This window comes from Acinetobacter sp. FL, assembly GCF_040744925.1.
GTDB classification, from domain to species: Bacteria; Pseudomonadota; Gammaproteobacteria; order Pseudomonadales; family Moraxellaceae; genus Acinetobacter; species Acinetobacter radioresistens.
This window is the reverse complement of the sequence record NZ_CP160437.1, coordinates 1,924,408-1,946,771: the sequence shown is the minus strand read 5'-3', so window position 1 is coordinate 1,946,771 and position 22,364 is coordinate 1,924,408. Positions and strand designations below refer to the sequence as shown.

Annotated in this window: 20 protein-coding genes; 19 read left to right on the top strand and 1 reads right to left on the bottom strand. The window is 42.1% G+C overall.

Annotation, left to right across the window (positions count from 1 at the left end):
• The first annotated feature begins 15 nt into the window (after nucleotides 1-15).
• From gabT to ABZP31_RS09045, 3 genes are all read left to right on the top strand, one after another.
• Nucleotides 16-1,296 (top strand): 4-aminobutyrate--2-oxoglutarate transaminase, encoded by a 1,281-nt coding sequence (gabT, locus tag ABZP31_RS09055; protein WP_005019631.1) that lies wholly within the window; start codon nucleotides 16-18, stop codon nucleotides 1,294-1,296.
• Nucleotides 1,293-2,741 (top strand): NAD-dependent succinate-semialdehyde dehydrogenase, encoded by a 1,449-nt coding sequence (locus ABZP31_RS09050; RefSeq protein ID WP_034676064.1) that lies wholly within the window; start codon nucleotides 1,293-1,295, stop codon nucleotides 2,739-2,741. Before gabT ends, ABZP31_RS09050 begins: the two co-directional genes overlap by 4 nt.
• Before the next feature lie 152 nt (nucleotides 2,742-2,893).
• Nucleotides 2,894-4,165, top strand: coding sequence for a Glu/Leu/Phe/Val dehydrogenase (locus ABZP31_RS09045; protein WP_034676067.1), 1,272 nt, complete (start codon nucleotides 2,894-2,896; stop codon nucleotides 4,163-4,165).
• A gap of 149 nt (nucleotides 4,166-4,314) precedes the next feature.
• Here ABZP31_RS09045 and dsbD read toward each other — a convergent pair whose 3' ends face one another.
• A complete protein-coding gene (gene dsbD, locus ABZP31_RS09040) occupies nucleotides 4,315-6,165 on the bottom strand; it encodes a protein-disulfide reductase DsbD (RefSeq protein ID WP_248135340.1) in 1,851 nt (616 codons plus the stop codon).
• A 316-nt stretch (nucleotides 6,166-6,481) separates the two neighbouring features.
• Between dsbD and ABZP31_RS09035 the strand changes: the two genes are divergently transcribed.
• The 16 genes from ABZP31_RS09035 to ABZP31_RS08960 all read left to right on the top strand — a co-directional run bounded on the left by ABZP31_RS09035 (nucleotide 6,482) and on the right by ABZP31_RS08960 (nucleotide 22,208).
• On the top strand, nucleotides 6,482-6,901 hold the full coding sequence (locus tag ABZP31_RS09035) for a YeeE/YedE family protein (protein WP_367156966.1): 420 nt from the start codon (nucleotides 6,482-6,484) through the stop codon (nucleotides 6,899-6,901).
• On the top strand, nucleotides 6,898-7,311 hold the full coding sequence (locus ABZP31_RS09030; RefSeq protein ID WP_075041274.1) for a DUF6691 family protein: 414 nt from the start codon (nucleotides 6,898-6,900) through the stop codon (nucleotides 7,309-7,311). The genes ABZP31_RS09035 and ABZP31_RS09030 overlap by 4 nt, the downstream gene beginning before the upstream one ends.
• 13 nt (nucleotides 7,312-7,324) lie before the next feature.
• The gene (locus ABZP31_RS09025; protein ID WP_075041275.1) at nucleotides 7,325-8,197 is read left to right on the top strand and encodes an MBL fold metallo-hydrolase; all 873 of its coding nucleotides are present in this window, start codon (nucleotides 7,325-7,327) and stop codon (nucleotides 8,195-8,197) included.
• 333 nt (nucleotides 8,198-8,530) lie between these two features.
• Nucleotides 8,531-9,979, top strand: coding sequence for an NAD-dependent succinate-semialdehyde dehydrogenase (locus tag ABZP31_RS09020; RefSeq protein ID WP_005026637.1), 1,449 nt, complete (start codon nucleotides 8,531-8,533; stop codon nucleotides 9,977-9,979).
• Between the two features lie 140 nt (nucleotides 9,980-10,119).
• Nucleotides 10,120-11,055: a p-hydroxyphenylacetate 3-hydroxylase reductase component gene (locus ABZP31_RS09015; RefSeq protein ID WP_248135343.1), complete on the top strand. Its 936-nt coding sequence runs from the start codon at nucleotides 10,120-10,122 to the stop codon at nucleotides 11,053-11,055.
• Between the two features lie 342 nt (nucleotides 11,056-11,397).
• Nucleotides 11,398-12,804, top strand: coding sequence for an aldehyde dehydrogenase family protein (locus ABZP31_RS09010; RefSeq protein ID WP_367156791.1), 1,407 nt, complete (start codon nucleotides 11,398-11,400; stop codon nucleotides 12,802-12,804).
• A 763-nt stretch (nucleotides 12,805-13,567) separates the two neighbouring features.
• Nucleotides 13,568-14,995: an amino acid permease gene (locus ABZP31_RS09005; RefSeq protein ID WP_005404447.1), complete on the top strand. Its 1,428-nt coding sequence runs from the start codon at nucleotides 13,568-13,570 to the stop codon at nucleotides 14,993-14,995.
• A 231-nt stretch (nucleotides 14,996-15,226) separates the two neighbouring features.
• Complete coding sequence (locus ABZP31_RS09000; protein ID WP_248135349.1) at nucleotides 15,227-16,099, top strand: urease accessory protein UreD; 873 nt, start codon at nucleotides 15,227-15,229, stop codon at nucleotides 16,097-16,099.
• An 86-nt stretch (nucleotides 16,100-16,185) separates the two neighbouring features.
• Nucleotides 16,186-16,488: an urease subunit gamma gene (gene ureA / locus ABZP31_RS08995; RefSeq protein ID WP_005406402.1), complete on the top strand. Its 303-nt coding sequence runs from the start codon at nucleotides 16,186-16,188 to the stop codon at nucleotides 16,486-16,488.
• A gap of 9 nt (nucleotides 16,489-16,497) precedes the next feature.
• On the top strand, nucleotides 16,498-16,824 hold the full coding sequence (locus ABZP31_RS08990; protein WP_005404449.1) for an urease subunit beta: 327 nt from the start codon (nucleotides 16,498-16,500) through the stop codon (nucleotides 16,822-16,824).
• Nucleotides 16,821-18,521 (top strand): urease subunit alpha, encoded by a 1,701-nt coding sequence (ureC, locus tag ABZP31_RS08985; protein ID WP_248123631.1) that lies wholly within the window; start codon nucleotides 16,821-16,823, stop codon nucleotides 18,519-18,521. The genes ABZP31_RS08990 and ureC overlap by 4 nt, the downstream gene beginning before the upstream one ends.
• A gap of 54 nt (nucleotides 18,522-18,575) precedes the next feature.
• On the top strand, nucleotides 18,576-19,694 hold the full coding sequence (locus ABZP31_RS08980; protein ID WP_262476044.1) for a hypothetical protein: 1,119 nt from the start codon (nucleotides 18,576-18,578) through the stop codon (nucleotides 19,692-19,694).
• Nucleotides 19,695-19,819: 125 nt separating this feature from the next.
• The gene (gene ureE, locus ABZP31_RS08975; protein ID WP_248134996.1) at nucleotides 19,820-20,305 is read left to right on the top strand and encodes an urease accessory protein UreE; all 486 of its coding nucleotides are present in this window, start codon (nucleotides 19,820-19,822) and stop codon (nucleotides 20,303-20,305) included.
• The gene (locus ABZP31_RS08970) at nucleotides 20,292-20,957 is read left to right on the top strand and encodes an urease accessory protein UreF (protein WP_248135000.1); all 666 of its coding nucleotides are present in this window, start codon (nucleotides 20,292-20,294) and stop codon (nucleotides 20,955-20,957) included. The genes ureE and ABZP31_RS08970 overlap by 14 nt, the downstream gene beginning before the upstream one ends.
• Before the next feature lie 56 nt (nucleotides 20,958-21,013).
• On the top strand, nucleotides 21,014-21,628 hold the full coding sequence (ureG, locus tag ABZP31_RS08965) for an urease accessory protein UreG (protein WP_005019668.1): 615 nt from the start codon (nucleotides 21,014-21,016) through the stop codon (nucleotides 21,626-21,628).
• Between the two features lie 10 nt (nucleotides 21,629-21,638).
• The gene (locus ABZP31_RS08960; RefSeq protein WP_248134994.1) at nucleotides 21,639-22,208 is read left to right on the top strand and encodes a HupE/UreJ family protein; all 570 of its coding nucleotides are present in this window, start codon (nucleotides 21,639-21,641) and stop codon (nucleotides 22,206-22,208) included.
• The last annotated feature ends 156 nt before the right edge of the window (nucleotides 22,209-22,364 follow it).

Sequence of the window (22,364 nt, the reverse complement as noted above, 5' to 3'; positions counted from 1 at the left end):
AATGAGGTACAAAAAATGGATTCTAAACATACTGATATTAACAGCCGCAAGCAGCAGGCCACTCCACGCGGTGTAGGCATTATGTGCTCATGGTATGTAGAACGTGCAGAGAACGCCACTCTGTGGGACATGGACGGACGTGAATATACTGACTTTGCAGGCGGAATTGCTGTACTGAACACTGGTCATCGCCATCCGAAAGTGATTGCAGCAGTAACTGAACAGCTCGGCAAATTTACTCATACGGCATACCAGGTTGCACCTTATGAAAGCTATGTATCTTTAGCTGAGCGTATTAACCAGCGTGCGCCTATTGAAGGGCCGGCAAAAACAGCTTTCTTTACCACAGGTGCAGAAGCTGTAGAAAATGCGGTCAAAATTGCCCGGGCTGCCACTGGTCGTTATGGCATTATCACATTTAGTGGCGGTTTTCATGGCCGTACTTTTATGACTATGGCAATGACGGGTAAAACAGCACCTTATAAACGTGATTTTGGTGTCATGCCGGCAGGTGTATTCCATGGCCGCTATCCATCGCAGTCACAGGGAATCAGTGTGGACGATGCAATGGAAAGCATTGAAAATATTTTCAGTACTGACATGGTACCTCAAGATGTTGCCGCTATTGTACTTGAACCGGTGCAGGGGGAAGGTGGTTTCAATGTCGCACCTCAGGAATTTCTGGTGCGTTTGCGTGAGCTCTGCGACCAGCACGGTATTTTACTGATAGCCGATGAAGTGCAGACCGGTTTTGCCCGTACCGGACAACTGTTTGCTATGCAACATTACAGTATCAAGGCCGATATGATTACTATGGCTAAAAGCCTCGGCGGTGGCTTCCCGATTTCTGGCGTAGTGGGTCGTGCCGAAATAATGGATGCACCGAACCCGGGAGGACTGGGCGGTACTTATGCCGGTAATCCGCTGGCTGTAGCGGCTGCACATGCAGTAATTGATGTGATCGAAGAAGAACAGCTTTGCGAGCGTGCACATGTACTGGGTTCACAGCTCATCAAAACCCTGGAACAGCTTAAAGTTACCAGCTCCATGATTCAGGATATACGTGGTCTGGGTTCTATGGTCGCGGTAGAGCTTGAATATGCTGAGCAGGCAAAAGCGATTCAGGAATATGCCATGAGCCAAGGTCTTTTGCTGCTGACTTGTGGTAAATCAGCGAATGTTATCCGTTTTCTATATCCACTCACTATTCCGGCTGAACAGTTCCAGAAAGCTCTGGATATTCTGAAAGCCGGTTTCACAGCAGTCACCCAGCAAAATCTGGAGCGCTCTGCATGATCCAGCAAAATTTACAGTATTTACTGGACCATCCCGACATCACTTTTACCCAGCCTTCAGCTGATCATTATATCTGTGTACAGGATGCTGCTACAGGAGAACAGCTGGCTTGGGTCAGAACTTATGACCGTGCGGCTATAGAAAATGCTATTCAACGTGCTGAACAGGCACAGGCTGTCTGGAAACAGCAGACTGCCCTGCAAAAAGCTGATCTACTGTGGAACTGGTACCGCCTGATGCTCAAGCATCAGGAGGATCTGGCACAGATCCTGACTGCCGAACAGGGTAAACCGCTGTCAGAAGCACGGGGCGAGATTAGTTATGCTGCATCTTTCATCCGCTGGTTTGCTGAGCAGGCTCGTCGTGTAGATGGAGAGGTTTTGACATCATCTCAGGCACAGCAACGGTTACTGGTAATTAAACAGCCAATCGGAGTAACAGCGGCAATTACACCCTGGAACTTTCCGGCTGCCATGATTACCCGCAAGGTAGGACCAGCACTTGCTGCGGGTTGTTCAATGCTGATTAAGCCAGCAGAACAGACGCCACTTAGTGCTTATGCACTGGAGGTTCTGGCATTACAGGCAGGTATTCCAAAAGATGTCATGATTACACTGAGCGGCGAATCAATTGACGTTGGCCAGACTTTATGCGAAAGCGACGTTGTCCGCAAGCTGAGCTTTACCGGTTCAACCGAGGTCGGCCGCATTCTCATGAAACAGTGTGCGCCAACAATTAAAAAGCTGTCACTCGAACTTGGGGGGAATGCGCCGGTTATTGTATTTGATGATGCCAATCTGGACCAGGCTGTAAAGGGAATAATGGCTAGCAAATTCCGTAACAGTGGCCAGACCTGTGTATGTGCAAACCGTATTTATATACAGGAAGGTATTTATGATGCAGTCAGTGAACGTGTGATTGCTGAAGTTGCCAGGTTAAAAGTAGGTGATGGCCGACAGTCTGAAATAACACAAGGCCCACTGATTGACGAAGCTGCAATTGAGAAGGTCCAGTCGCATATTGAAGATGCCGTTAGCAAAGGTGCAAGCATCCGTACAGGCGGCAAACGGCTAAATCAAACCAGCACATTTTTTGAGCCAACCGTTTTAACTGGTGTCACTCAGGAAATGAAAATTTCTCGTGAAGAAACTTTTGGTCCACTGGCTCCATTATTCAGTTTCAGTACTGAAGAAGAGGTAATCCAGATGGCAAACGACACAGAATTCGGGTTGGCTGCTTACCTGTTTACACAAAGTACAGCCCGGCAGTGGCGTGTGGGGGAAGCGCTGGAATACGGCATGGTAGGCATCAATACTGGCCTGATTTCAACAGAAGTCGCTCCTTTTGGTGGTATAAAACAGTCAGGGCTGGGGCGCGAAGGCTCGCAGCATGGGATTGATGAATACCTGGAAATGAAATATTTATGTGTTGATATAAGTAACTAAAATTCAAAAATATCACATAGCCTGAGTGGTGGAAAATTTTTTCATCTCTCGGGCTATGTTGATATATGTTAAAGGTTCTTCACTTCTATATAGAAGTCCACCACTATAAGAACTTCTCCCATGCACATTAGAATTTCCTGAAGGAAACAGTTATGTCTAATCTTTCTTATATTAATGAAGAGGCAGGCGCCTGGAATACCTATCTGGCCCAGATTGATCGGGTGGCTCCATATCTGCAACATCTTGCTGATTATATTGATACTTTAAAACGTCCCAAACGTGCTCTTATTGTCGATGTGCCCATTGTAATGGATGACGGAACCATTCGGCATTTTGAAGGCTACCGGGTACAACATAATCTGTCCCGCGGTCCGGGAAAAGGAGGTATTCGCTATCATCCAGATGTGGATCTGAATGAAGTTACCGCGCTGGCTGCCTGGATGACCATTAAAACAGCTGTAGTCAATCTGCCTTTTGGTGGTGCCAAAGGCGGGATTCGAGTTGATCCGCGCGCTTTATCAACCCGTGAACTGGAACGGTTAACGCGTCGTTATACCAGTGAAATTGGCCATATTATTGGCCCACAAAAAGATATTCCGGCTCCTGATGTGGGCACTAACCAGAATGTCATGGGCTGGATCATGGATACTTATTCATCAAATAAGGGCTATACAGTGACAGGTGTAGTTACGGGCAAACCGGTCCATTTAGGGGGGTCGCTGGGACGTGTCAAGGCCACTGGCCGTGGCGTGTATATTACCGGACGTGAGGCTGCTAAAAAAAATAATCTGGCGATTGATGGTGCTAAAGTCGCCGTACAGGGGTTTGGTAATGTGGGCAGTGAAGCAGCAAATCTGTTCGCACAGGCAAATGCCAAGGTGGTATGTATTCAGGACCATACCGGTACGATCCTGAATAATAATGGTATTGATCTGGACGCTTTACGAATTTATATGGAAGAGCATCCAGGTGTACTCGGTTTTCCAGGTGCTACGCCTATAACTAATGACGAGTTTTGGGAGGCTGAAATGGATATCCTGATACCGGCAGCGCTTGAGGGACAAATTACTGTTGAACGTGCTGAAAAATTAAAAGCCAGGCTGGTTTTGGAAGGCGCAAACGGTCCGACCTATCCTGAAGCTGATGACGTGTTGCTGCAACGGGGCATTACGGTGGTGCCAGATGTTATCTGTAATGCCGGAGGGGTAACTGTCAGTTATTTTGAATGGGTACAGGATATTTCAAGCTACTTCTGGACTGAAGAAGAAATTAATCAGCGTTTGGATAAACTGCTTATTCAAGCAATTCATGATGTCTGGAATACTGCTGAGGCCAAGAAATGTACTCTGCGTACCGCTGCCTATATTCTGGCATGTGAACGAATTCTGATTGCACGTAAAGGTCGCGGCATCTTCCCGGGTTAACTTTTAACCGGTAGATAAATGCTAAAACCATTGTGAGAAAAACCCAAACAGGATCTATAGATTGATCAGGTTTGGGTATTTAACAGTCAAAAACTATTTGTAAATTAGTATATAAATAAGCAAATAACTTTACCGTTTTAAGATTCAAATTAATTCTCTGTATGCCTGAGCTGACGAATGAGTTGCTCGGCATTAAATGCACCGGTTAGACGGAGCTCACGTTTTTCCTGCCCATCAGGCTGTAAAAACAGAACCGTTGGAGGCCCCAGAATTTCCCGTTCAGATAGAATCTCATCCTGAGAAGGCTGATAATGAGACAGGTCAAGTTTGATTCTTTGCCATGATTTTAATGCTCCTTGTACATCTGCACGTGGCGTAATATCGCGCTCGATAGGCTGGCAAGCAACACACCAGTCCGCATACACATCAATCACGATAGGACGCTGAATTTGACGAGCTTTGGCCAGTACTTGATTTAATTCTTCAGCATTTCGTACTATCTGCCATGCATGAAGTTCAGAGGCATGTTGTTCGGCATTTAAAGATGACAGAGCATTTTTTATATTCCATCCACTTACGCCAATCAATAACGCTGCCAACAAGCAGGTCAAAATCTTGGCTTGCCCCTTGTTCTGCTTTCGGGTGATCCAGCCCAGATAAAGTGCGAGGGCCAACAGTAAACCTGCGAACAGAGAATAATATAATGTCAGAGAGAGTAGAGGCCGGATAAAATATACTGCCATCATCAGCATAATAAAGCCAAAGCTGAATTTGAGACGCTCCATCCACAGTCCGGGTCTAGGCAGGAAGCGGGCACCAAATACTGCAGCAATAAATAATGGCAGACCGATACCCAGGCCGAGCATAAACAGGTACAGACCGCCCAATAATGGACTTTGTGTCTGTGAAACAAATAAGAGTGAACCAGCTAAAGGCGCACTCATGCATGGGCCAACAATCAGGGCTGAAAGGACCCCCATCACAGCAGCGCCGTAAATGGTTCCGCCAGTCTGCCGGTTCTGGATACGGTCCAAACGCTGTAAAATACCTTGGGGTAGCGACAGCTGAAACAGGCCAAGCAGATTGAGTGCAAATACTACAAATAGCAGTGCAAAGCCAATAATCACCGGTGGACTTTGAAACCAGCGCTGAAAACTGTAACCAACCCCAGCCACCAGCATGCCCATTAATGCATAAACCAATGCCATACTGACAACGAATGCTGTAGCGATAGGAATAGCCCGGTAACCTTTTTTACGCTGCACGATAATGCCTGACAGAATTGGAATTAAAGGTAAAGAACAGGGCAGGAAAGCCAGAAGTATTCCAAAAATAAAAAAGATCAACAGATTAAGTAGCCAGGAATCCTGCGAGAAAAGATTTAAAAATACCTGATCATTATTCCATTGATTTGACCATAAAAAAGAGCTATCTGAAGTATTTTTAGAACTAATAGATTGATCTGTATCGGTATTTATAACTTCCAGCTGTTGGGCTTTATAAATTGAGGACTGCCCTGCATCAGAAAATGAATCAATATCCTTACGGCTAACAAGCGTCGGATTTTGTTGTGCCGATTCGCTACTTGTAAACGAAGCCTGAGTATTATCAAGCTGGAGCAAGCCGTTTTTTTGAGACTGTAACTGCGGAAAAAGACCATCCTGATCAGTGGTCAAGGTAGTACGTTGTACAGGATAACACAGCCCGTCTGCCGAGCAGCCCTGCCAGCTGATCTGATAACTGGTCTTTGGTTTCACCTGAATTTTAGCTGCAACCTGATGATAATGAACCTCTGTAATTCCAAAGGTTGGATCATTTTTCTTTGTACCTTTAGGCAGTTCAATGTTTAATGGCTGCTGGCCAACCATAACCTTGAACTGGTTATGATACAAATAATAATGTGGTGCAATATTCCATTGTAGCAGGGCTTCTTTTTGTGAAACTGATTCAGCCTTGAGCTGGAAGGCCTGTGCGGCAGGCAGAAAACTAGCATTTGCCAAAGCGCTAGTACTGACTATGCTCACAAAACAGGAGAGTAAAATTTTTCTAACGTGCACTTCTATTCATAGGGGAGGCTAAATATTTAATTGTATTATGCCTGTCTTAAAAACAAGACGCTATGAACAGTTTTTTTATTCATTTTCAAGCAAACTAGTCATAAAAAACGAATAAGCTCATTATAAATTTCTATTTATTCCAAGTTTTATTAAAAAAATAGATATAACAAATATATAGGAAATTATTAAGATTTAATAATTGATTAAAATATATATTTATATTATATATAAATATATATTGTTATTTGGTGGACCTATGATTCAGGACTATTGGCTTGCCCTACTTGGTGGAGCATTACTTGGCTGTTCGGTGATCGGCTACCTGTGGGTCAATGGCCGGATCGCTGGTATCAGTGGGCTGATTGCACAGGTACTTAATCCCGCTACTTTATGGAAAACACCGGCTCTCTGGTTTTTGCTCGGCCTTATATTAACGCCTTTTCTATATAGCTTATTTGTAGTACCAGAGATTGAATTGAATGCTTCGCCCTGGATGATGATTATCGCCGGGTTATTAGTGGGCTTTGGTACCCGTCTAGGTTCTGGCTGTACTAGTGGTCATGGTATCTGTGGTATTAGCAGGCTTTCCAGACGCTCAATGGTTGCTACATTAAGCTTCATGCTCGCAGGTTTTATCACGGTTTATCTGCTTCGGCACGTTCTGAGAATACAGTCATGAAAAATATTTTGGCCTTTATATTTGGTAGTATTTTTGCGCTTGGGCTGAGTATTTCAGGAATGGCTAATCCTGAAAAAGTACTGGATTTTCTGGATATCACTGGTACATGGGACCCAAGTCTGGCTTTTGTGATGATAGGTGCCATTTTAGTAGCCATTATTCCGTTTCAGAAAGCGCTACGTTCTGCCGAGCCTAAAACTGTATTCCATGAAACAATAGAACTACCCACCAATCAAAAAATTGATTCTAAACTCATCATGGGTGCGCTGATTTTTGGTATGGGCTGGGGTATAGCTGGAATTTGTCCTGCACCAGGACTGACCCTGATCGGCCTTGGTCATTATGAATCATTCTATTTTATTTTAGCGATGCTGGCCGGTGTATTTGTTCATCGCAAATGGTTTGAATAGGAGAGCGAATATCATGACAATAAAACCTCTGGTTAAGGCATTTTTTGATAATGATACCAATACTTTCAGTTATGTAGTTACTGATCCTGTCACAAAGCACTGTGCTGTCATTGACAGTGTAATGAATTATGATGCAGCTTCAGCTTCCATGCATTACCAGCAGGCTGATGAAATTTTGCATTATATTAAACAGCAGGGCTTAACGGTTGAATGGATTCTTGAAACACATGTGCATGCTGACCATATGACAGCTGCGCCATATATTCAAAATAGTGCAGGTGGCAAAATTGCCATGAGCAAAAAAATCTCTGTAGTGCAGGAGACTTTTAGCAAAATTTATAATTTTGAGCCTGAATATTTTAAGGTTCATCATCCTTTTGATTATCTGTTTGAAGATGGTGAAAAATTCAAAATTGGCGAACTTGAAGCCTATAATATTCCGACGCCAGGGCATACACCTGCCTGTCTGAGTTATGTCATCGGTGATGCTGTTTTCGTAGGAGATACCTTATTCATGCCAGACTACGGTACAGCACGTTGCGACTTTCCAAACGGCAGTGCTGAACAGCTGTTTGATTCGGTACAGGCTTTATATCAATTACCTGATCATACCCGGGTATTCCTGTGTCATGACTACAAGCCAGAAGGCCGGGATGAGTTTGTACATGAAACGACTATTGGTGCGCAGAAACATGGCAATGTCCATATTCAGGAAAATACCCGCAAACAGGACTTTGTAACTATGCGCACCCAGCGCGATGCCAAATTATCTATGCCTAAACTAATCTTGCCAGCGATTCAGATCAATATGGATGGAGGACAATTACCAGAACCGGAGGCAAATGGGGTACGTTATCTGAAAATCCCTCTTAACTTCTTTAATTAATTTTGCTCAAGAGCTCTACCTATAACAGGAAGAAACTCGTAAAGACTAGTAATGCCAGAACTTAAACTCATCTGAAAATTCTGGTTCTGGCCAGGCAGCATTAAAAATTTTTATTATATTTCATATTTTATATTAGCCTTAAAATTCTAAAAATATCTTTTATAAAAAACACATAGTGACTCGATTGAGGTTTGGTACAAAATTTGTCTTAGTTAGTCTAAAAAAAAATATTTCTAAAAAAAATTATGAAATAATTGTTAAAACAACCGTATTTAAACATTGAAGAGAAACCAAGCCATTAAAGTGTTTAAGCGTTTATCAGGGAGTGTATTAGTGCAATTAAAAAATTCTGGTTTATTTAAACAACAGGTATTTATTGATGGTCAATGGCTAGAAGCAGAGCAGAATAAAAGTTTTGCCGTAATAAACCCGGCTACTGGTGAAACCATTGCTCATGTACCTTCTGTTAGTGAACAGCAGGTAGTAAAAGCAGTAGAAGCAGCTGATCAGGCACTACAAAGCTGGAAACAGACCACTGCAAAAGAACGTTCAATCCTGCTAAAAAAATGGTACCAGCTGATGATTGAACATCAGGAAGATCTCGCGATAATTCTAAGCACGGAACAGGGTAAACCAATGACCGAAAGTCGGGGGGAAATTCTGTATGGTGCAAGCTTTATCGAATGGTTTGCTGAAGAGGCTAAACGCACTTATGGTGATGTGATTCCCCATGATAAGCAGGGACGTCGCCTGCTTGTGATTCGTCAGCCAGTTGGCGTAGTGGCTGCAATTACACCTTGGAATTTCCCCAATGCCATGATTACCCGTAAAGTTGGTCCGGCATTGGCGGCAGGCTGTACTGTCGTGATTAAACCAGCTTCTGAAACTCCACTTTCTGCACTGGCTCTGGTCGCTCTGGCTGAAGAAGCCGGAATTCCAAAAGGTGTAATCAATGTAGTGACTGGCAGTGCCCGTGAAATAGGTGGAATCCTGACTCAGCATCCTCTGGTGCGTAAGGTATCTTTTACCGGTTCGACCGCCATTGGTAAATTACTGATGCAGCAATGCTCTTCAACCATGAAAAAAATCAGTATGGAATTAGGTGGTAATGCACCATTTATTGTCTTTGAGGATGCAGATCTGGATAAAGCAGTTGAGGGAGCGATAGCATCAAAATTCCGTAATAGTGGCCAGACCTGTGTATGTACCAACCGTATTCTGGTTCAAAACAGTATTTATGATACTTTTGTTGAAAAGCTTGCCGCTGCTGTAGCAAAACTCAAAGTTGCTCCTGCTTTTGAACCGGGTGCAGAACAAGGCCCGCTGATTAATGAAAAGGCAGTTGAAAAAGTTCAGCAACATATTGATGATGCAACCTCCAAAGGAGCTAAAGTCATTTATGGTGGGCAGCGGCATCAATTAGGTCAGACATTTTTTGAGCCAACCGTCTTAACTGATGTAACCCCAGATATGCAAGTCGCACAAGATGAAACCTTTGGACCACTAGCACCGGTTTTTAGATTTACCGAAGAAGCAGAAGCTATCCGTATGGCGAATGATACTGAATTTGGCTTGGCTTCTTATATTTATACGCAAAATCTAAGTCGGGCCTGGCGTGTAAGCGAAGCTCTTGAATACGGTATGGTCGGTATAAATGAAGGTTTAATTTCTACTGAAGTTGCACCTTTTGGTGGAATAAAGGAGTCGGGTTGTGGCCGTGAAGGTTCTAAATATGGGATCGAAGACTACCAGGAACTTAAATACTTGTGCATGGGGATCTAGTCAGTTTCTGGCAATTTCTTTGAGAATGTAATCGTATAGTTTTATGATAGCCTGATATTTCATGATGAAATCATGAGTATAAGGCCTGTCCAGGAAACTATTTAACGTTACAATAACAGGGAGAAATTAGACTGAACGTTATGAACACAATTAACACAGCCCCTGTTATTGATACTAAAGCCTTTCGCCGGGCACTGGGTAATTTTGCAACCGGTGTCACTGTAATGACTGCTCAGAATAGTCAAGGTGAAAAAGTTGGCGTAACAGCTAACAGTTTTAACTCTGTCTCACTTGACCCAGCATTGATTCTATGGAGTATCGATAAAAACTCTTCAAGTTACCGGATCTTTTCACAAGCCAGTCATTTCGCGGTCAATATTTTATCTGCGGCTCAAATTGAATTTTCCAATAATTTTGCCCGCCGTGCAGAGGACCGTTTTGCTGGAGTCGATTTTGACATGGGTGCCGGTAAAGCACCTTTATTAAAAAACTGTTCCGCTGTGCTGGAGTGTGAAAAATTTGATATTGTTGAAGGGGGTGATCACTGGATCATTCTGGGTAAAGTGGTTAATTTTCATGACTATGGCCGTTCTCCTTTACTTTATCATCAAGGTGTTTATTCTGCGGTACTGCCTCATCCGAGTTTGAATACGCCTGTTGAGTCCAGAGAAGATAGTTTTCCTGGCCGTTTATATCATAACATGTACTACTTGCTAACTCAGGCAGTGCGAGCCTATGAAAGCGACTATCAACCCAAACAGCAGGCTACAGGTTTTCGGACCAGTGAAGCACGTTTGTTACTTGTATTGGACAGTAAAACTGCCAGTAGTAAAAGTGCACTGCAGCATGAAGTCGCTATGCCCATTGCCGAGGTTGAACAGGCAGCCGAGATTTTAGCCCAAAAAGGTTTGCTTATTGAAACCGAGACTACTTATGTACTTACGGAACACGGAAAGAGTGCGGCCAATATGCTCTACCGCATTTCTGAAAGTCATCAACAGGAAGTATTTTCAAAATATACAGAAGAGCAACGCGAACTCTTTAAAGAGATGCTTAAAGACCTGATTGAAATTTAAAAAGTTTTTAATTTTATATTTAACTTATCCTGTTATTTTGTCTTATCTGAATTATGAACAGTTCAGGTAAGATCTTCACGTCTTTATAATAGCCTAAGCATGCTGACTATGTTAAAATTTGATAATTTATTTTAAAATTTAATTACATTATTTATAATAAATTTATGCATAATGTAATAGGCCCAACGCTTAAATAAAAGGTATTTAAATAATAAGATGAATTAATTTAAATCCTAAAATAAGGATATTAAAGCAAAAGTGATTTACTTTGAAATCTGGAAAATTTTTATCAATTCTTAAATTGCTCAATTTAGTAATTTTTATAACAACCAGGATGGTAGTATGAATACTCATGTCATTATTAACGGTGAAAATATTCAGGGATCAGCAGAAACTTTTAAAGTGCTGAATCCGGCTAATGAAGAAGTAATCACGGAAATAGCCAGTGCAACCCCAGAGCAGGTAAATCAGGCAGTTCAGGCCGCCACTGAAGCTTTCAAGCAATGGAAAAATATTTCTGATGAGGAAATTAATAACAGTTTTAGTAAAATTGCGAATGATATCCGTCAGGAAAAAAAAGAAATTGCCCGGTTAATTACCTTGGAGCAGGGCAAGCCATTAGGCTTGGCAGAGTTTGAGGTAGAAGCAGGTACTAGCTGGATTGAATATATCGCCAGTCTTGAAATACCAGTTGAAACTATTCAGGAACCTGGTGGTAAAACCATCCAGGTTTATAACCGCCCACTTGGTGTGGTCGCATCGATTACACCATGGAACTGGCCGTTTATGATTGCAGTCTGGCATCTGTTTCCGGCCTTAAAAACTAAAAACTGTATTGTTAATAAACCTTCAGAATATACTCCTTTAAGTACAGTCAAACTGGTAGAAATTATTAACCGTCATGTACCAAAAGGCGTGTGTAGCGTAGTACTTGGCACAGGTAAAGTCGGGCAGGTTCTCAGTGAGCATCCTGATATTGCCAAAGTCACATTTACCGGTTCGACACGTACCGGGCAGAGTATTTTGAGCCATTCGGTTAATACACTTAAAGGTGTAGTACTGGAATTGGGGGGTAATGATGTAGGAATCGTACTAGACGATATTGACGTAGATAGCACAGCCGAGAAAATTTTCGGCTCGGCGTTTTTAAATGCTGGCCAGACTTGTGCCGCATTAAAGCGCTTATATGTGCATGAAAATATTTATGAGGACTTAATACATAAACTGGTAGAAATAGCTGAACGGCAGGTTGTGGGTGATGGACAAGAAGAAAATACAACTTTTGGTCCGGTACAAAACCGTATGCAGTTTAATAAAGTTAAGGCGCTTATTGAGGATGCGATTGCTCAAGGTGGAGAACTGCTTACTCAGGCACCAGTACTGCCAGAAAACGGCTATTATATTGCACCGACTTTGATTGCAAACCTAAGAGAAGGTGTGGCACTGGTAGATGAAGAGCAATTTGGTCCGGCTTTACCTATTATAAAGTTTAGTGAGATAGATGATGTGATCCAGCGCGCCAATCAAAGCTCTTTCGGACTCGGCGGTTCAGTCTGGAGCCAGGATATTGAAAAAGCTCAAGAGATTGCCAATCAGCTAGAATGCGGTACGGTGTGGATTAACAGTCATGCTGACCTGTCACCTGCTGCACCATTTGGTGGTTGGAAACTTTCCGGCTTGGGTTATTCATTTGGACTGGATGGCCTACTTTTATTTACCAAGAAACAGGCAATCCATATCAGTCGCTAAAATATTAAGGTGCCTCTTAGCTGATAAATGAGATAAGAGGCATTTAACAGTCTGTTTTAAACGTGCAAGGTCAGGTTATATTTAAAGAATATAAGTAATTCTATTCTTCAATTATTCATGCCTATAGTTATCTTTAATTCTAAAAATCAAAACAATAAATTTTAAAATATAAAAAATATTAAGCCTGGTTTTCATATATTAAATCGGTGCTTTAACTTGATGATCAGAAATATAAATTGGCTCCTGACAAATTTTAAAAAATGGTACTCGCAGGCTTTGGATAAACACGCCATATTGTTTAAGACGATAGGGCCAGATGTATTAAAACGGGTGGTGGCGAACGTACCATGTACATGAGTAAAAACTTGTACTTGCAGAGAATATTAAATAATGAATCTAAAAAATAAAGTCAGAAGCAAAGATGGAATGCTGTTTGGCAATATCGAGTATTTTTAGTGTGGTGGCGGCTATAGTTAAGTGACACGAGCTAAATATCTCTGATTTTTAAAATGAGTCTCTAACCTGACTATAGTTTCCTTAAACTCTAAAGCTAATGTGTATAAATAAATCTGATTAATCAAGATCATTATTCATTTTAATTGCTGGCTATAAACTCTGGACTCTTCAATTCAAGCAAAACAATTTCGTAAGGTGTAGATATGGCATTTTTATTTCAGGACTAATGTACAGTTTGCTGAATCTTGAAATTTTTTAAGTCGCTATCTATTTGCAACCATTAAAAAATTCATGGAATGAATACAAGATGCAGATAAATAAAAAAGAATCTTCGAATCAGTTGAGTGATTCATTAAAAACCAGACACCTCACCATGATGTCAATTGCCGGTGTTATTGGCGCTGCTTTATTTGTTGGCTCAGGTAGCATTATTGCAGCAGCTGGTCCGGCAGTAATACTGGCTTACTGTGCCGGTGGAGCTCTGGTGGTATTTATTATGCGCATGCTGGGCGAAATGGCGGCGACCTCACCCGACACCGGTTCTTTTTCGACTTATGCAGAACGTGCCATCGGGCGCTGGGCGGGCTTTACGATCGGTTGGCTGTACTGGTGGTTCTGGGTACTGCTGATGGCGTGGGAAGCTTATGTGGCAGGATTAATCCTGCATGAATGGTTTCCCTTACTCAGTGTAAACGTATTCACCCTGATGATGACGATTACTCTGACTGCCATCAATTTTATGCGGGTGAGTAAATATGGTGAGGTGGAGTTCTGGTTTGCTCTAATTAAAGTGATTGCAATTGTCCTGTTCATTGTTTTGGGTATATTGGCAATTTCCCGGTTATGGCCAGTGGGTGGCGTCAGCGGTTTAAGCAATCTTAGCGCTCATGGCGGCTTTATGCCCAATGGTTTGGGGCCGGTCATTGTTGCTTTACTGGGTGTCATGTTTTCATTTTTAGGCGCAGAAATTGTAACGATTGCCGCCTCAGAATCTAAAAATCCGGTAGAACAAACCAAGCGCGCTATTAAATCTGTAGTCTGGCGGATCTGCCTGTTTTATATTGGCTCAATCTTCTTGATTGTCTGTATTGTTCCATGGAATGATCCTTTGCTTAGCCAGACAGGTTATGGAGCATACCGCCGTACTTTTGAAATATTAGGTATTCCTGCAACCAAATGGATCATGAACTTCGTAGTACTGACATCGGTCAGCAGCTGTTTTGTTTCAGGCCACTATACCGCATCACGCATGTTGTATTCGCTTTCAAAGCGGGGAGATGCACCCGCCCTGTTTCAAAAAACCCGTAAAAACGGTACACCAGTGTTTGCTGTATTGGCTTCTTGTGTAGTGGCATTTGCTATTGCACTGATGAATTTCTTTGATGCACTCAAACCCAGAGAAATTCTAGATATACTCATGAACACCACGGGTATGATCGCGATGCTGGTTTATCTGGTAATTGCTATTTCTCAGCTCAGGCTGCGCCAGAAAATGGAACGCGAAGGCCAGGAAATTAAACTCAAAATGTGGTTTTTTCCGTGGTTAAGCTATCTGGTGATTGCTTTTATTGTTGCATCTTTAATTGCCATGACTTTTATAGAGCAATATCGGGTTTTGGTTATTTCTACAGGTGGAGCGGCATTAATCGTTATTTTTATTGGGATTACATTGCAGTTTAAAGCTTACCGGAGAAAACTGGCAGCCCAGCGTCCACTTAAACGAAGTTATTTCTAGTATATCAATTCATCTATGCCTTAAATCTGTTTTAAATTTTTCAGGTTATAGCTACTGTTATAGAAGCTATAACCTGATGATTTTTTAATCATCTCTTTTAATTTAAATACTGTTTTACTAGCTTATAATCTGCTCATTTCTCTCATTGCTTAATATAAAAATTATCTCTTCAGCACATTTTGGTGCAGTTTTTGCATTTTTCCAGATGATCTTATTAAAAGTTTTAAGAAAATGCAGTTTTTGAATGAAGATAAGCCCGATGAATCTGCTCGCTGGTTTGCACGTCTGGAATTGGGTTTTAAAGCAGCACAGGACCGCACTATTTTACAGCATCGTTGGCATTCTGGACCAATTAGGGTGCAAAAGATGCTATGGCCAGAAAAAACCGGAGTATGTCATGCCATTATTGTGCATCCGCCTGCAGGAATTGCCGGGGGCGATCATCTGACTTTCAAGATTCATGTGGATGAAGAAGCACATGCCTTGGTTACTACTCCTGGTGCCGGAAAATGGTACAAGACCAATGCGAAACAGGCTTTCCAGCATATTCAGATTCAGGTTGAAAATAATGCAATTTTTGAATGGGTTCCTCAAGAAACCATGCTGTTCAATGGAGCATGGGCGCACTCTGAAACCACAGTTCAACTAAAGAACAATGCCAGCTTTATTGGCTGGGATATGCTGGTGATTGGGCGCCAGGCGCGAGATGAACGGTTTACTGAAGGTCTGTTTCAGAACCGCTTTAAACTGTTAAGAAATGAGCAGTTACTGGTCGCAGATAGCCTGAACTTTAAGGGGAATGACCGCTGGCTTAGCTCGTGTCTGGGAATGAATAATCGTGCAGTTATGGGAAGTTTCTGGGCTGTAGCACCTGAAAAATTTAGAACCAGTTTTTATCTGGATCAACACCTTGATCTGATCCGTGAGCTGATGATGCGTATGGATACACCAGTAACTTCAACTCTGCTCAATGATGTAATTTGTGCCCGTTATCTGGGGGATGATGTCCGTCAATGCCATGATGCCTTTGCGGCAATCCGTGCCCGGCTGCGACTTTACTGGTTTGACCTGAATGAAGAGTTTCCGCGAATCTGGAAAACCTGACAGTTAAATAATCTTCAAGCCCCCCGCATTCTAAAAAACTTGCATATATATTGCATGACATTTGTGAAGAATTTTAGGAAAGAGATATGGAACTCAACCCTACTGAAAAAGACAAGTTATTGATTTTTACTGCTGGCTTGGTAGCAGAACGTCGTAAGGCACGTGGTTTAAAGCTGAATTATCCTGAAGCAATTGCTTTTATTTCAGCAGCATTACTTGAAGGTGCACGTGACGGTATGACGGTAAGTGACCTGATGCACTACGGCACTACCTTGCTTACACGCGCAGATGTCATGGAAGGTATACCGGAAATGATCGCGGAAGTGCAGGTAGAGGCAACGTTTCCAGATGGCTCCAAGCTTGTGACTGTCCATCAACCGATTGTCTAGGAGAGCAATATGATTCCGGGTGAAATTTTTACCCCTGACCTCGACATTGAAATGAATGTCGGTCGTCAGACCTTGAAAATCACTGTAGCAAATGCCGGAGACCGTCCAGTTCAAGTAGGTTCACATTTTCATTTTTATGAAGCAAATGATGCATTGCAATTTAACCGGGAAGCTACAAGAGGCTACCGGCTCAATATTGCTGCGGGTACAGCAGTGCGTTTTGAACCCGGTCAAAGCCGCTCTATAGAGCTGGTTGCACTGGCAGGCAAGCGCGAAGTATACGGGTTTGCGGGTCGTGTAATGGGCAAGCTGGAAGAACAGGAACACAAGAAATGAAAATGTCACGCCGTGCTTATGCGGAAATGTTTGGTCCAACACTAGGTGACCGGGTGCGTTTGGCAGATACCGAACTGTTTATTGAAGTCGAACAAGACCTGACTACCTATGGCGAAGAGGTCAAGTTTGGCGGTGGTAAAGTCATTCGTGATGGAATGGGGCAATCGCAGCTGCTAGCAGAGGAGGTGGCCGATACCATAATTACTAATGCGTTAATTGTCGACTGGTGGGGAATTATTAAGGCTGATGTCGGTCTAAAAAATGGCCGGATCTGGAAAATTGGTAAGGCTGGTAACCCGGATATTCAACCCAACATTACTATTCCTTTAGGAGCAGCAACTGAAGTGATCGCAGGTGAAGGGCAGATTCTGACTGCAGGGGGAGTTGATACGCATATTCACTGGATTTGTCCGCAGCAGGTAGAAACTGCACTCATGTCAGGTGTCACTACCATGATTGGTGGTGGAACCGGGCCTGCTGCAGGTACTTCGGCAACTACTGTTACTCCAGGGCCATGGCATATCTCGACCATGTTGCAGGCCATTGATGATTTGCCCATGAATATTGGTCTACTGGGTAAAGGTAACTTAAGCAAACCGGAACCAGTTGTCGAGCAGGTCCAAGCCGGTGTTGTGGGTTTAAAACTTCATGAGGATTGGGGATCAACGCCAGCGGCCATCGATAACTGTCTAACTGTAGCAGAAAATTATGATGTACAGGTCGCCATACATACCGATACTTTAAATGAAAGCGGATTTCTGGAAGAGACCCTGGCAGCATTTAAAGATCGTACGATTCACACTTACCATACCGAAGGTGCGGGTGGCGGACATGCCCCAGACATTTTAAAAGCAATCGGGCAGCCGAATGTTCTACCATCCTCTACTAACCCGACCCGGCCTTATACGGTAAATACTATTGATGAGCATCTGGACATGCTGATGGTCTGCCATCATCTCGACCCGGCTATTGCTGAAGATGTAGCCTTTGCAGAAAGCCGTATCCGTCGTGAGACCATTGCAGCAGAAGATATTCTGCAAGACTTGGGCGCAATTGCTATGATGTCATCAGACTCGCAAGCCATGGGTCGTGTAGGTGAAGTTATTATCCGTACCTGGCAAACCGCGCACAAAATGAAAGTACAACGCGGTACACTAGAAGGCGATAATGCCAGTCATGACAATAACCGTGTAAAACGCTACATCGCCAAATATACAATTAATCCGGCAATTACACATGGATTAAGCCATGAAATCGGCTCAATAGAAGTCGGTAAGCTGGCTGATCTGGTACTGTGGAAACCGGCATTTTTTGGGGTGAAACCTTCCATGATTATTAAAGGCGGCATGATTGCTGCTGCGCCCATGGGCGATATTAATGCCTCTATTCCAACCCCGCAACCTGTACATTACCGCCCAATGTTCGGGGCATTTCCACGAGGTGTGCACAATACCTGTATTACCTTCTTGTCACAAGTAGCGATTGATAGAGGTGTACATAAAAAATTGGGACTAAAAAAGCTCATCAGTCCATGCAAAGAAACACGTAACCTCACTAAAGCGGATATGAAGCTAAATACTTACTGTCCTGTGATGGAAGTAGACCCGGAGATTTACGAGGTACGGGCAGATGGGAAATTACTGACGTGTGAACCTGCGGAAGTGTTACCAATGGCGCAGCGTTACTTCTTGTTTTAAATGGTAATTTAGATCAATATGCCATCTTTACTATTAAAATAATTGAGGGTGAAGATGGCTTTTAAATTTGAAAGTCAGGAATTTAAGCTTAAATTTGATCAAGTTGAATCACTGGCAAGGAGCATAATAGAAGATGACACGTACGCAGAAAGTATTAAAAACTTAGCCAACCATTTTCTAACTACAACCCGCGTTTTTAACACGAATCTTGATTTAAGTGATTATGATCAATATATCGAATATTCGAGGAAACAACCTGTATCAGATTTCGTAAAAATCGTAGATCAAGCCCTCAAGAAATATAAAAATAGTAATTTAGAATCTGATTTAATCTATCTATTCGACATCAGTTTAAATTTAATCAATATTTATTTTTCTGAACTAACTTTTATTCTAGGTGGATTGAGTAATTCAATTTCTTTGGAAGTAGGCAGCGTTATTGACTTTGTTAATACCAAATATTCCAATAATCCCAATTTTAGACGCTATGTTAGATTTGCTGAAAGAGATTTACCATTCCAAATTTTTAAAGAGTTATTTCATTCAAATGAAATTAAAAATGTAGTGGAATTAAATAGTAAGTTAAATGAAGCTAATAATGCTATCAATACTTGGAATAGTACATTCGAAACTAAGCGAGATGAAGTAGAAAATTTAGAAAATAAACTTGAAGAATATAAAATTAAATATGATTTTGTTCTTTTAAATAAGGGGTTTAAGCAACTCTATGAACAGAAAAAAGAGGAGTTGAAAAGTAGGAGGGATGGATATTCTGCTTTTGGTGCAATGTTATTTTTTACGCCGTTATGCTCAATCGCACTTTTTATATTTTTATATTTCAGTTTAGGTGAGCAAGGACTTAAATTTATTATTTATTTATCATTACCCGTTACTACCTTCATGATTATTGTTTTTTATTTTGTGAGAGTAGGACTACAGCATGTGCGTTCGATTCAATCTCAAATGATGCAACTTGAACTACGAATGGCGCTCTGCCAATTTATTTATAACTATGCAGAAGACTCTGAAAAGTTACATAAGAAAAACTCATCTGGTTTTGAAAAGTTTGAGAACATAATCTTCTCACCACTTGTATCTTCTGTCGATAAAATTCCGATCACATTTGATGGAATGGAACAACTTGCTAAATTAATTGGGGAGTTCAGGAAATAAATGCACCAATAAAAACCCTATTGGCACGAAAAATGCTTAATTTTGAGGCGTAAAACTACTGATACCTAATATGAGAATCATAAAACATTCAATTGTTAGGGATCTTTGCTTTAAAAAGGATAAGCATGAAAATCTATACCCAGCGATTAGAGACTATTCACCATAACAGTTCCTTTGAAATTGTTGAGCTGACATTTGATACCCGTCAAAAAAGCCGTTTTCGTGCGACCTTAAATTCAGGTATCGATATTGGTGCAGATTTACCTCGTACAGGTATTTTAAGAAGTGGTTCATTTATTGCCACAGAGCAGGGTGATATTTTGCGTATAGATGCCAAACCTGAAAGTTTGATGCAGGTGATCGCCCAGAGCGACTTTGATTTGGTAAAAGCAGCCTATCACCTAGGTAACCGTCATGTTCCGCTGATGCTCACACCTAGCGCTTTATATTTTGAACCTGACCATGTGCTGGCAGAAATGGTTACAGGACTGGGTCTAACCGTTTCTGAGATCGAGCATCCTTTTGAACCAGAAAGTGGTGCCTATGCACAACACAGCCATGAACATCGTCTAAGTCCAATTAAAGCTTTACATGCTCATGGCCATCACTAATGCCAGCCAGCTTCTCAAACTGCTAACACTCTCTTCTACAGCCTTGCCGGTAGGTGCTTACTGCTATTCGCAGGGTGTGGAAAGTGCGATTGATCAGGGCATTATTCATGATGAAGTTTCTAGTATTGCCTATTTTGAAGAAGTACTTGAAATGCTGCTAGTACGCTTTGAGTTGCCTGTACTTCAACGCCTGATACAGTTTTACGCCGATGAAGAGCAATTTTTATACTGGGCAAACTTATATCGTGCCAGTCGTGAAAGCAGAGAATTGCTGGCGGAGTCACAGCAACTGGCATTTTCCCTAAATGCCTGGATACGAGATGTTCTAAAACTTCCAGTAATTGTTAAAAAACAGTTTGGTTTTGTTCCGGTATATGCCCAGCTATGTGGTCAACTACAACTAAATATAGCTGATGTCTTAACTGCTTATAGCTTTAGTGTTCTGGAAAATCAGGTACTGGCAGCAGTCAAGACTATTCCACTTGGACAGATGAGTGGCCAGCGCATTCTATGGCATCTGCATGAACTGATCCCGCAGGCGGTAGAGCAGGCTTTAACACTACAGGATGATGAACTAAGTAGCAGTTTGCCGCAATATGCCATGCTGAGTATGGCACATGAAACCCAATATTCACGTTTATTTAGGTCGTGAATGAAGCTCTGGTTTAAAAATTCAAAGTAAGTTATGAAATTAAAAAGGAAAACAAGATGACAGAACGTAGTCCATTAAGAGTAGGCATTGGCGGACCGGTAGGTTCAGGTAAAACAGCTCTTACCTTGAATCTATGCCGTGTTTTACGGGATAAATACAATATGGCCGTGGTCACTAATGATATCTACACCAAGGAAGATTCAAACTTCCTGACCCGTCATGAGGCTATGAGTCCAGATCGTATTGTCGGGGTAGAGACAGGAGGCTGTCCGCATACCGCTATTCGTGAGGATGCTTCAATTAATCTGGCAGCGATTGATGATTTATGTGAGAAGTTTGATGGACTGGAACTGATCATTATTGAAAGTGGTGGAGATAATCTGGCCGCAACGTTTAGTCCTGAACTTTCTGATCTGACACTATATGTCATCGATGTTGCAGGAGGAGAAAAAATTCCACGTAAAGGCGGGCCGGGAATTACTAAATCTGATCTTCTGATTATCAATAAAACTGATCTGGCGCCAATGGTTGGAGCAAATCTGGACGTTATGGACCAAGACGCCAAACGCATGCGTGGTGAAAAACCATTTTTATTTTCCAACATGAAAACTCAAGATGGTTTAAATGAAATTATAGAATTTATTGAAAAACAAGGACTATTTAAAGCCTGAGGACACTTATATGAAAAATATCATTCAAAGAGCCAGTTTAATAATGCTTGGCCTGATACCGGCAGTCAGTCAGGCACATCCGGGGCATGACCATCACTCAGGTTTTAGCGCGGGTTTCCTGCATCCTTTTACAGGCATGGACCATATGATTATGGCACTGGCGTTGGGCGTTTTACTTTGGTCCGCAGCCAGACAGTGGAAAATACTTGGCATGGCCAGTATGGCTACCGCACTGGTATTTGGTTTCGTGCTGGGTCAGCAACAGTTATTTTCGAGCAGTCTTGCCGAGTATGGCATTATTGCCTCACTGTTGATGGTTACTCTTGCACTATGGTCAAAATCCAGAATAATTCTACCTGTGGCTACAGCATTACTGGTGACTTTTCATGGTATTGCTCATGGTAATGAGCTCGGTCATTCAGGCCATATCGCCGGACTTGTTTCAGGTATGATAATAGCGATGTCTTTGATTTATATCGCAGGCTTGGGCCTTGGAGCATTGATTACACATTATATTCCTTATGGCAAAAAAATTGTTGGGGCGTGTGCAGCAATTGTGGCCCTGATAGGCCTTGCTTAGTTTTTCTTATTTCATGCTGTTTAAGAGTTAAATACTTGTTTGGCTCTTAACTCTTCTGAAATTCTATGGATACAAGCAGCTATGCATCTTGCCTTGTATCAAGTTAAGGCATGAGTAATCAGCTTTAGAAAATTAGCATTATTTATATCGAGTTAA

What these genes read in the sequence shown, in the direction of transcription:
- ABZP31_RS08960 (WP_248134994.1), top strand. Translation starts at nt 21,639, where the DNA reads ATGAAAAATATCATTCAAAGAGCCAGTTTAATAATGCTTGGCCTGATA.
- ABZP31_RS09000 (WP_248135349.1), top strand. Translation starts at nt 15,227, where the DNA reads ATGCAGTTTTTGAATGAAGATAAGCCCGATGAATCTGCTCGCTGGTTT.
- ureA (WP_005406402.1), top strand. Translation starts at nt 16,186, where the DNA reads ATGGAACTCAACCCTACTGAAAAAGACAAGTTATTGATTTTTACTGCT.
- ABZP31_RS09025 (WP_075041275.1), top strand. Translation starts at nt 7,325, where the DNA reads ATGACAATAAAACCTCTGGTTAAGGCATTTTTTGATAATGATACCAAT.
- ABZP31_RS09045 (WP_034676067.1), top strand. Translation starts at nt 2,894, where the DNA reads ATGTCTAATCTTTCTTATATTAATGAAGAGGCAGGCGCCTGGAATACC.
- gabT (WP_005019631.1), top strand. Translation starts at nt 16, where the DNA reads ATGGATTCTAAACATACTGATATTAACAGCCGCAAGCAGCAGGCCACT.
- ABZP31_RS08980 (WP_262476044.1), top strand. Translation starts at nt 18,576, where the DNA reads ATGGCTTTTAAATTTGAAAGTCAGGAATTTAAGCTTAAATTTGATCAA.
- ABZP31_RS09010 (WP_367156791.1), top strand. Translation starts at nt 11,398, where the DNA reads ATGAATACTCATGTCATTATTAACGGTGAAAATATTCAGGGATCAGCA.
- ABZP31_RS08990 (WP_005404449.1), top strand. Translation starts at nt 16,498, where the DNA reads ATGATTCCGGGTGAAATTTTTACCCCTGACCTCGACATTGAAATGAAT.
- ABZP31_RS09030 (WP_075041274.1), top strand. Translation starts at nt 6,898, where the DNA reads ATGAAAAATATTTTGGCCTTTATATTTGGTAGTATTTTTGCGCTTGGG.
- ABZP31_RS09015 (WP_248135343.1), top strand. Translation starts at nt 10,120, where the DNA reads ATGAACACAATTAACACAGCCCCTGTTATTGATACTAAAGCCTTTCGC.
- ureG (WP_005019668.1), top strand. Translation starts at nt 21,014, where the DNA reads ATGACAGAACGTAGTCCATTAAGAGTAGGCATTGGCGGACCGGTAGGT.
- ABZP31_RS09050 (WP_034676064.1), top strand. Translation starts at nt 1,293, where the DNA reads ATGATCCAGCAAAATTTACAGTATTTACTGGACCATCCCGACATCACT.
- ureC (WP_248123631.1), top strand. Translation starts at nt 16,821, where the DNA reads ATGAAAATGTCACGCCGTGCTTATGCGGAAATGTTTGGTCCAACACTA.
- ABZP31_RS09005 (WP_005404447.1), top strand. Translation starts at nt 13,568, where the DNA reads ATGCAGATAAATAAAAAAGAATCTTCGAATCAGTTGAGTGATTCATTA.
- ureE (WP_248134996.1), top strand. Translation starts at nt 19,820, where the DNA reads ATGAAAATCTATACCCAGCGATTAGAGACTATTCACCATAACAGTTCC.
- ABZP31_RS08970 (WP_248135000.1), top strand. Translation starts at nt 20,292, where the DNA reads ATGGCCATCACTAATGCCAGCCAGCTTCTCAAACTGCTAACACTCTCT.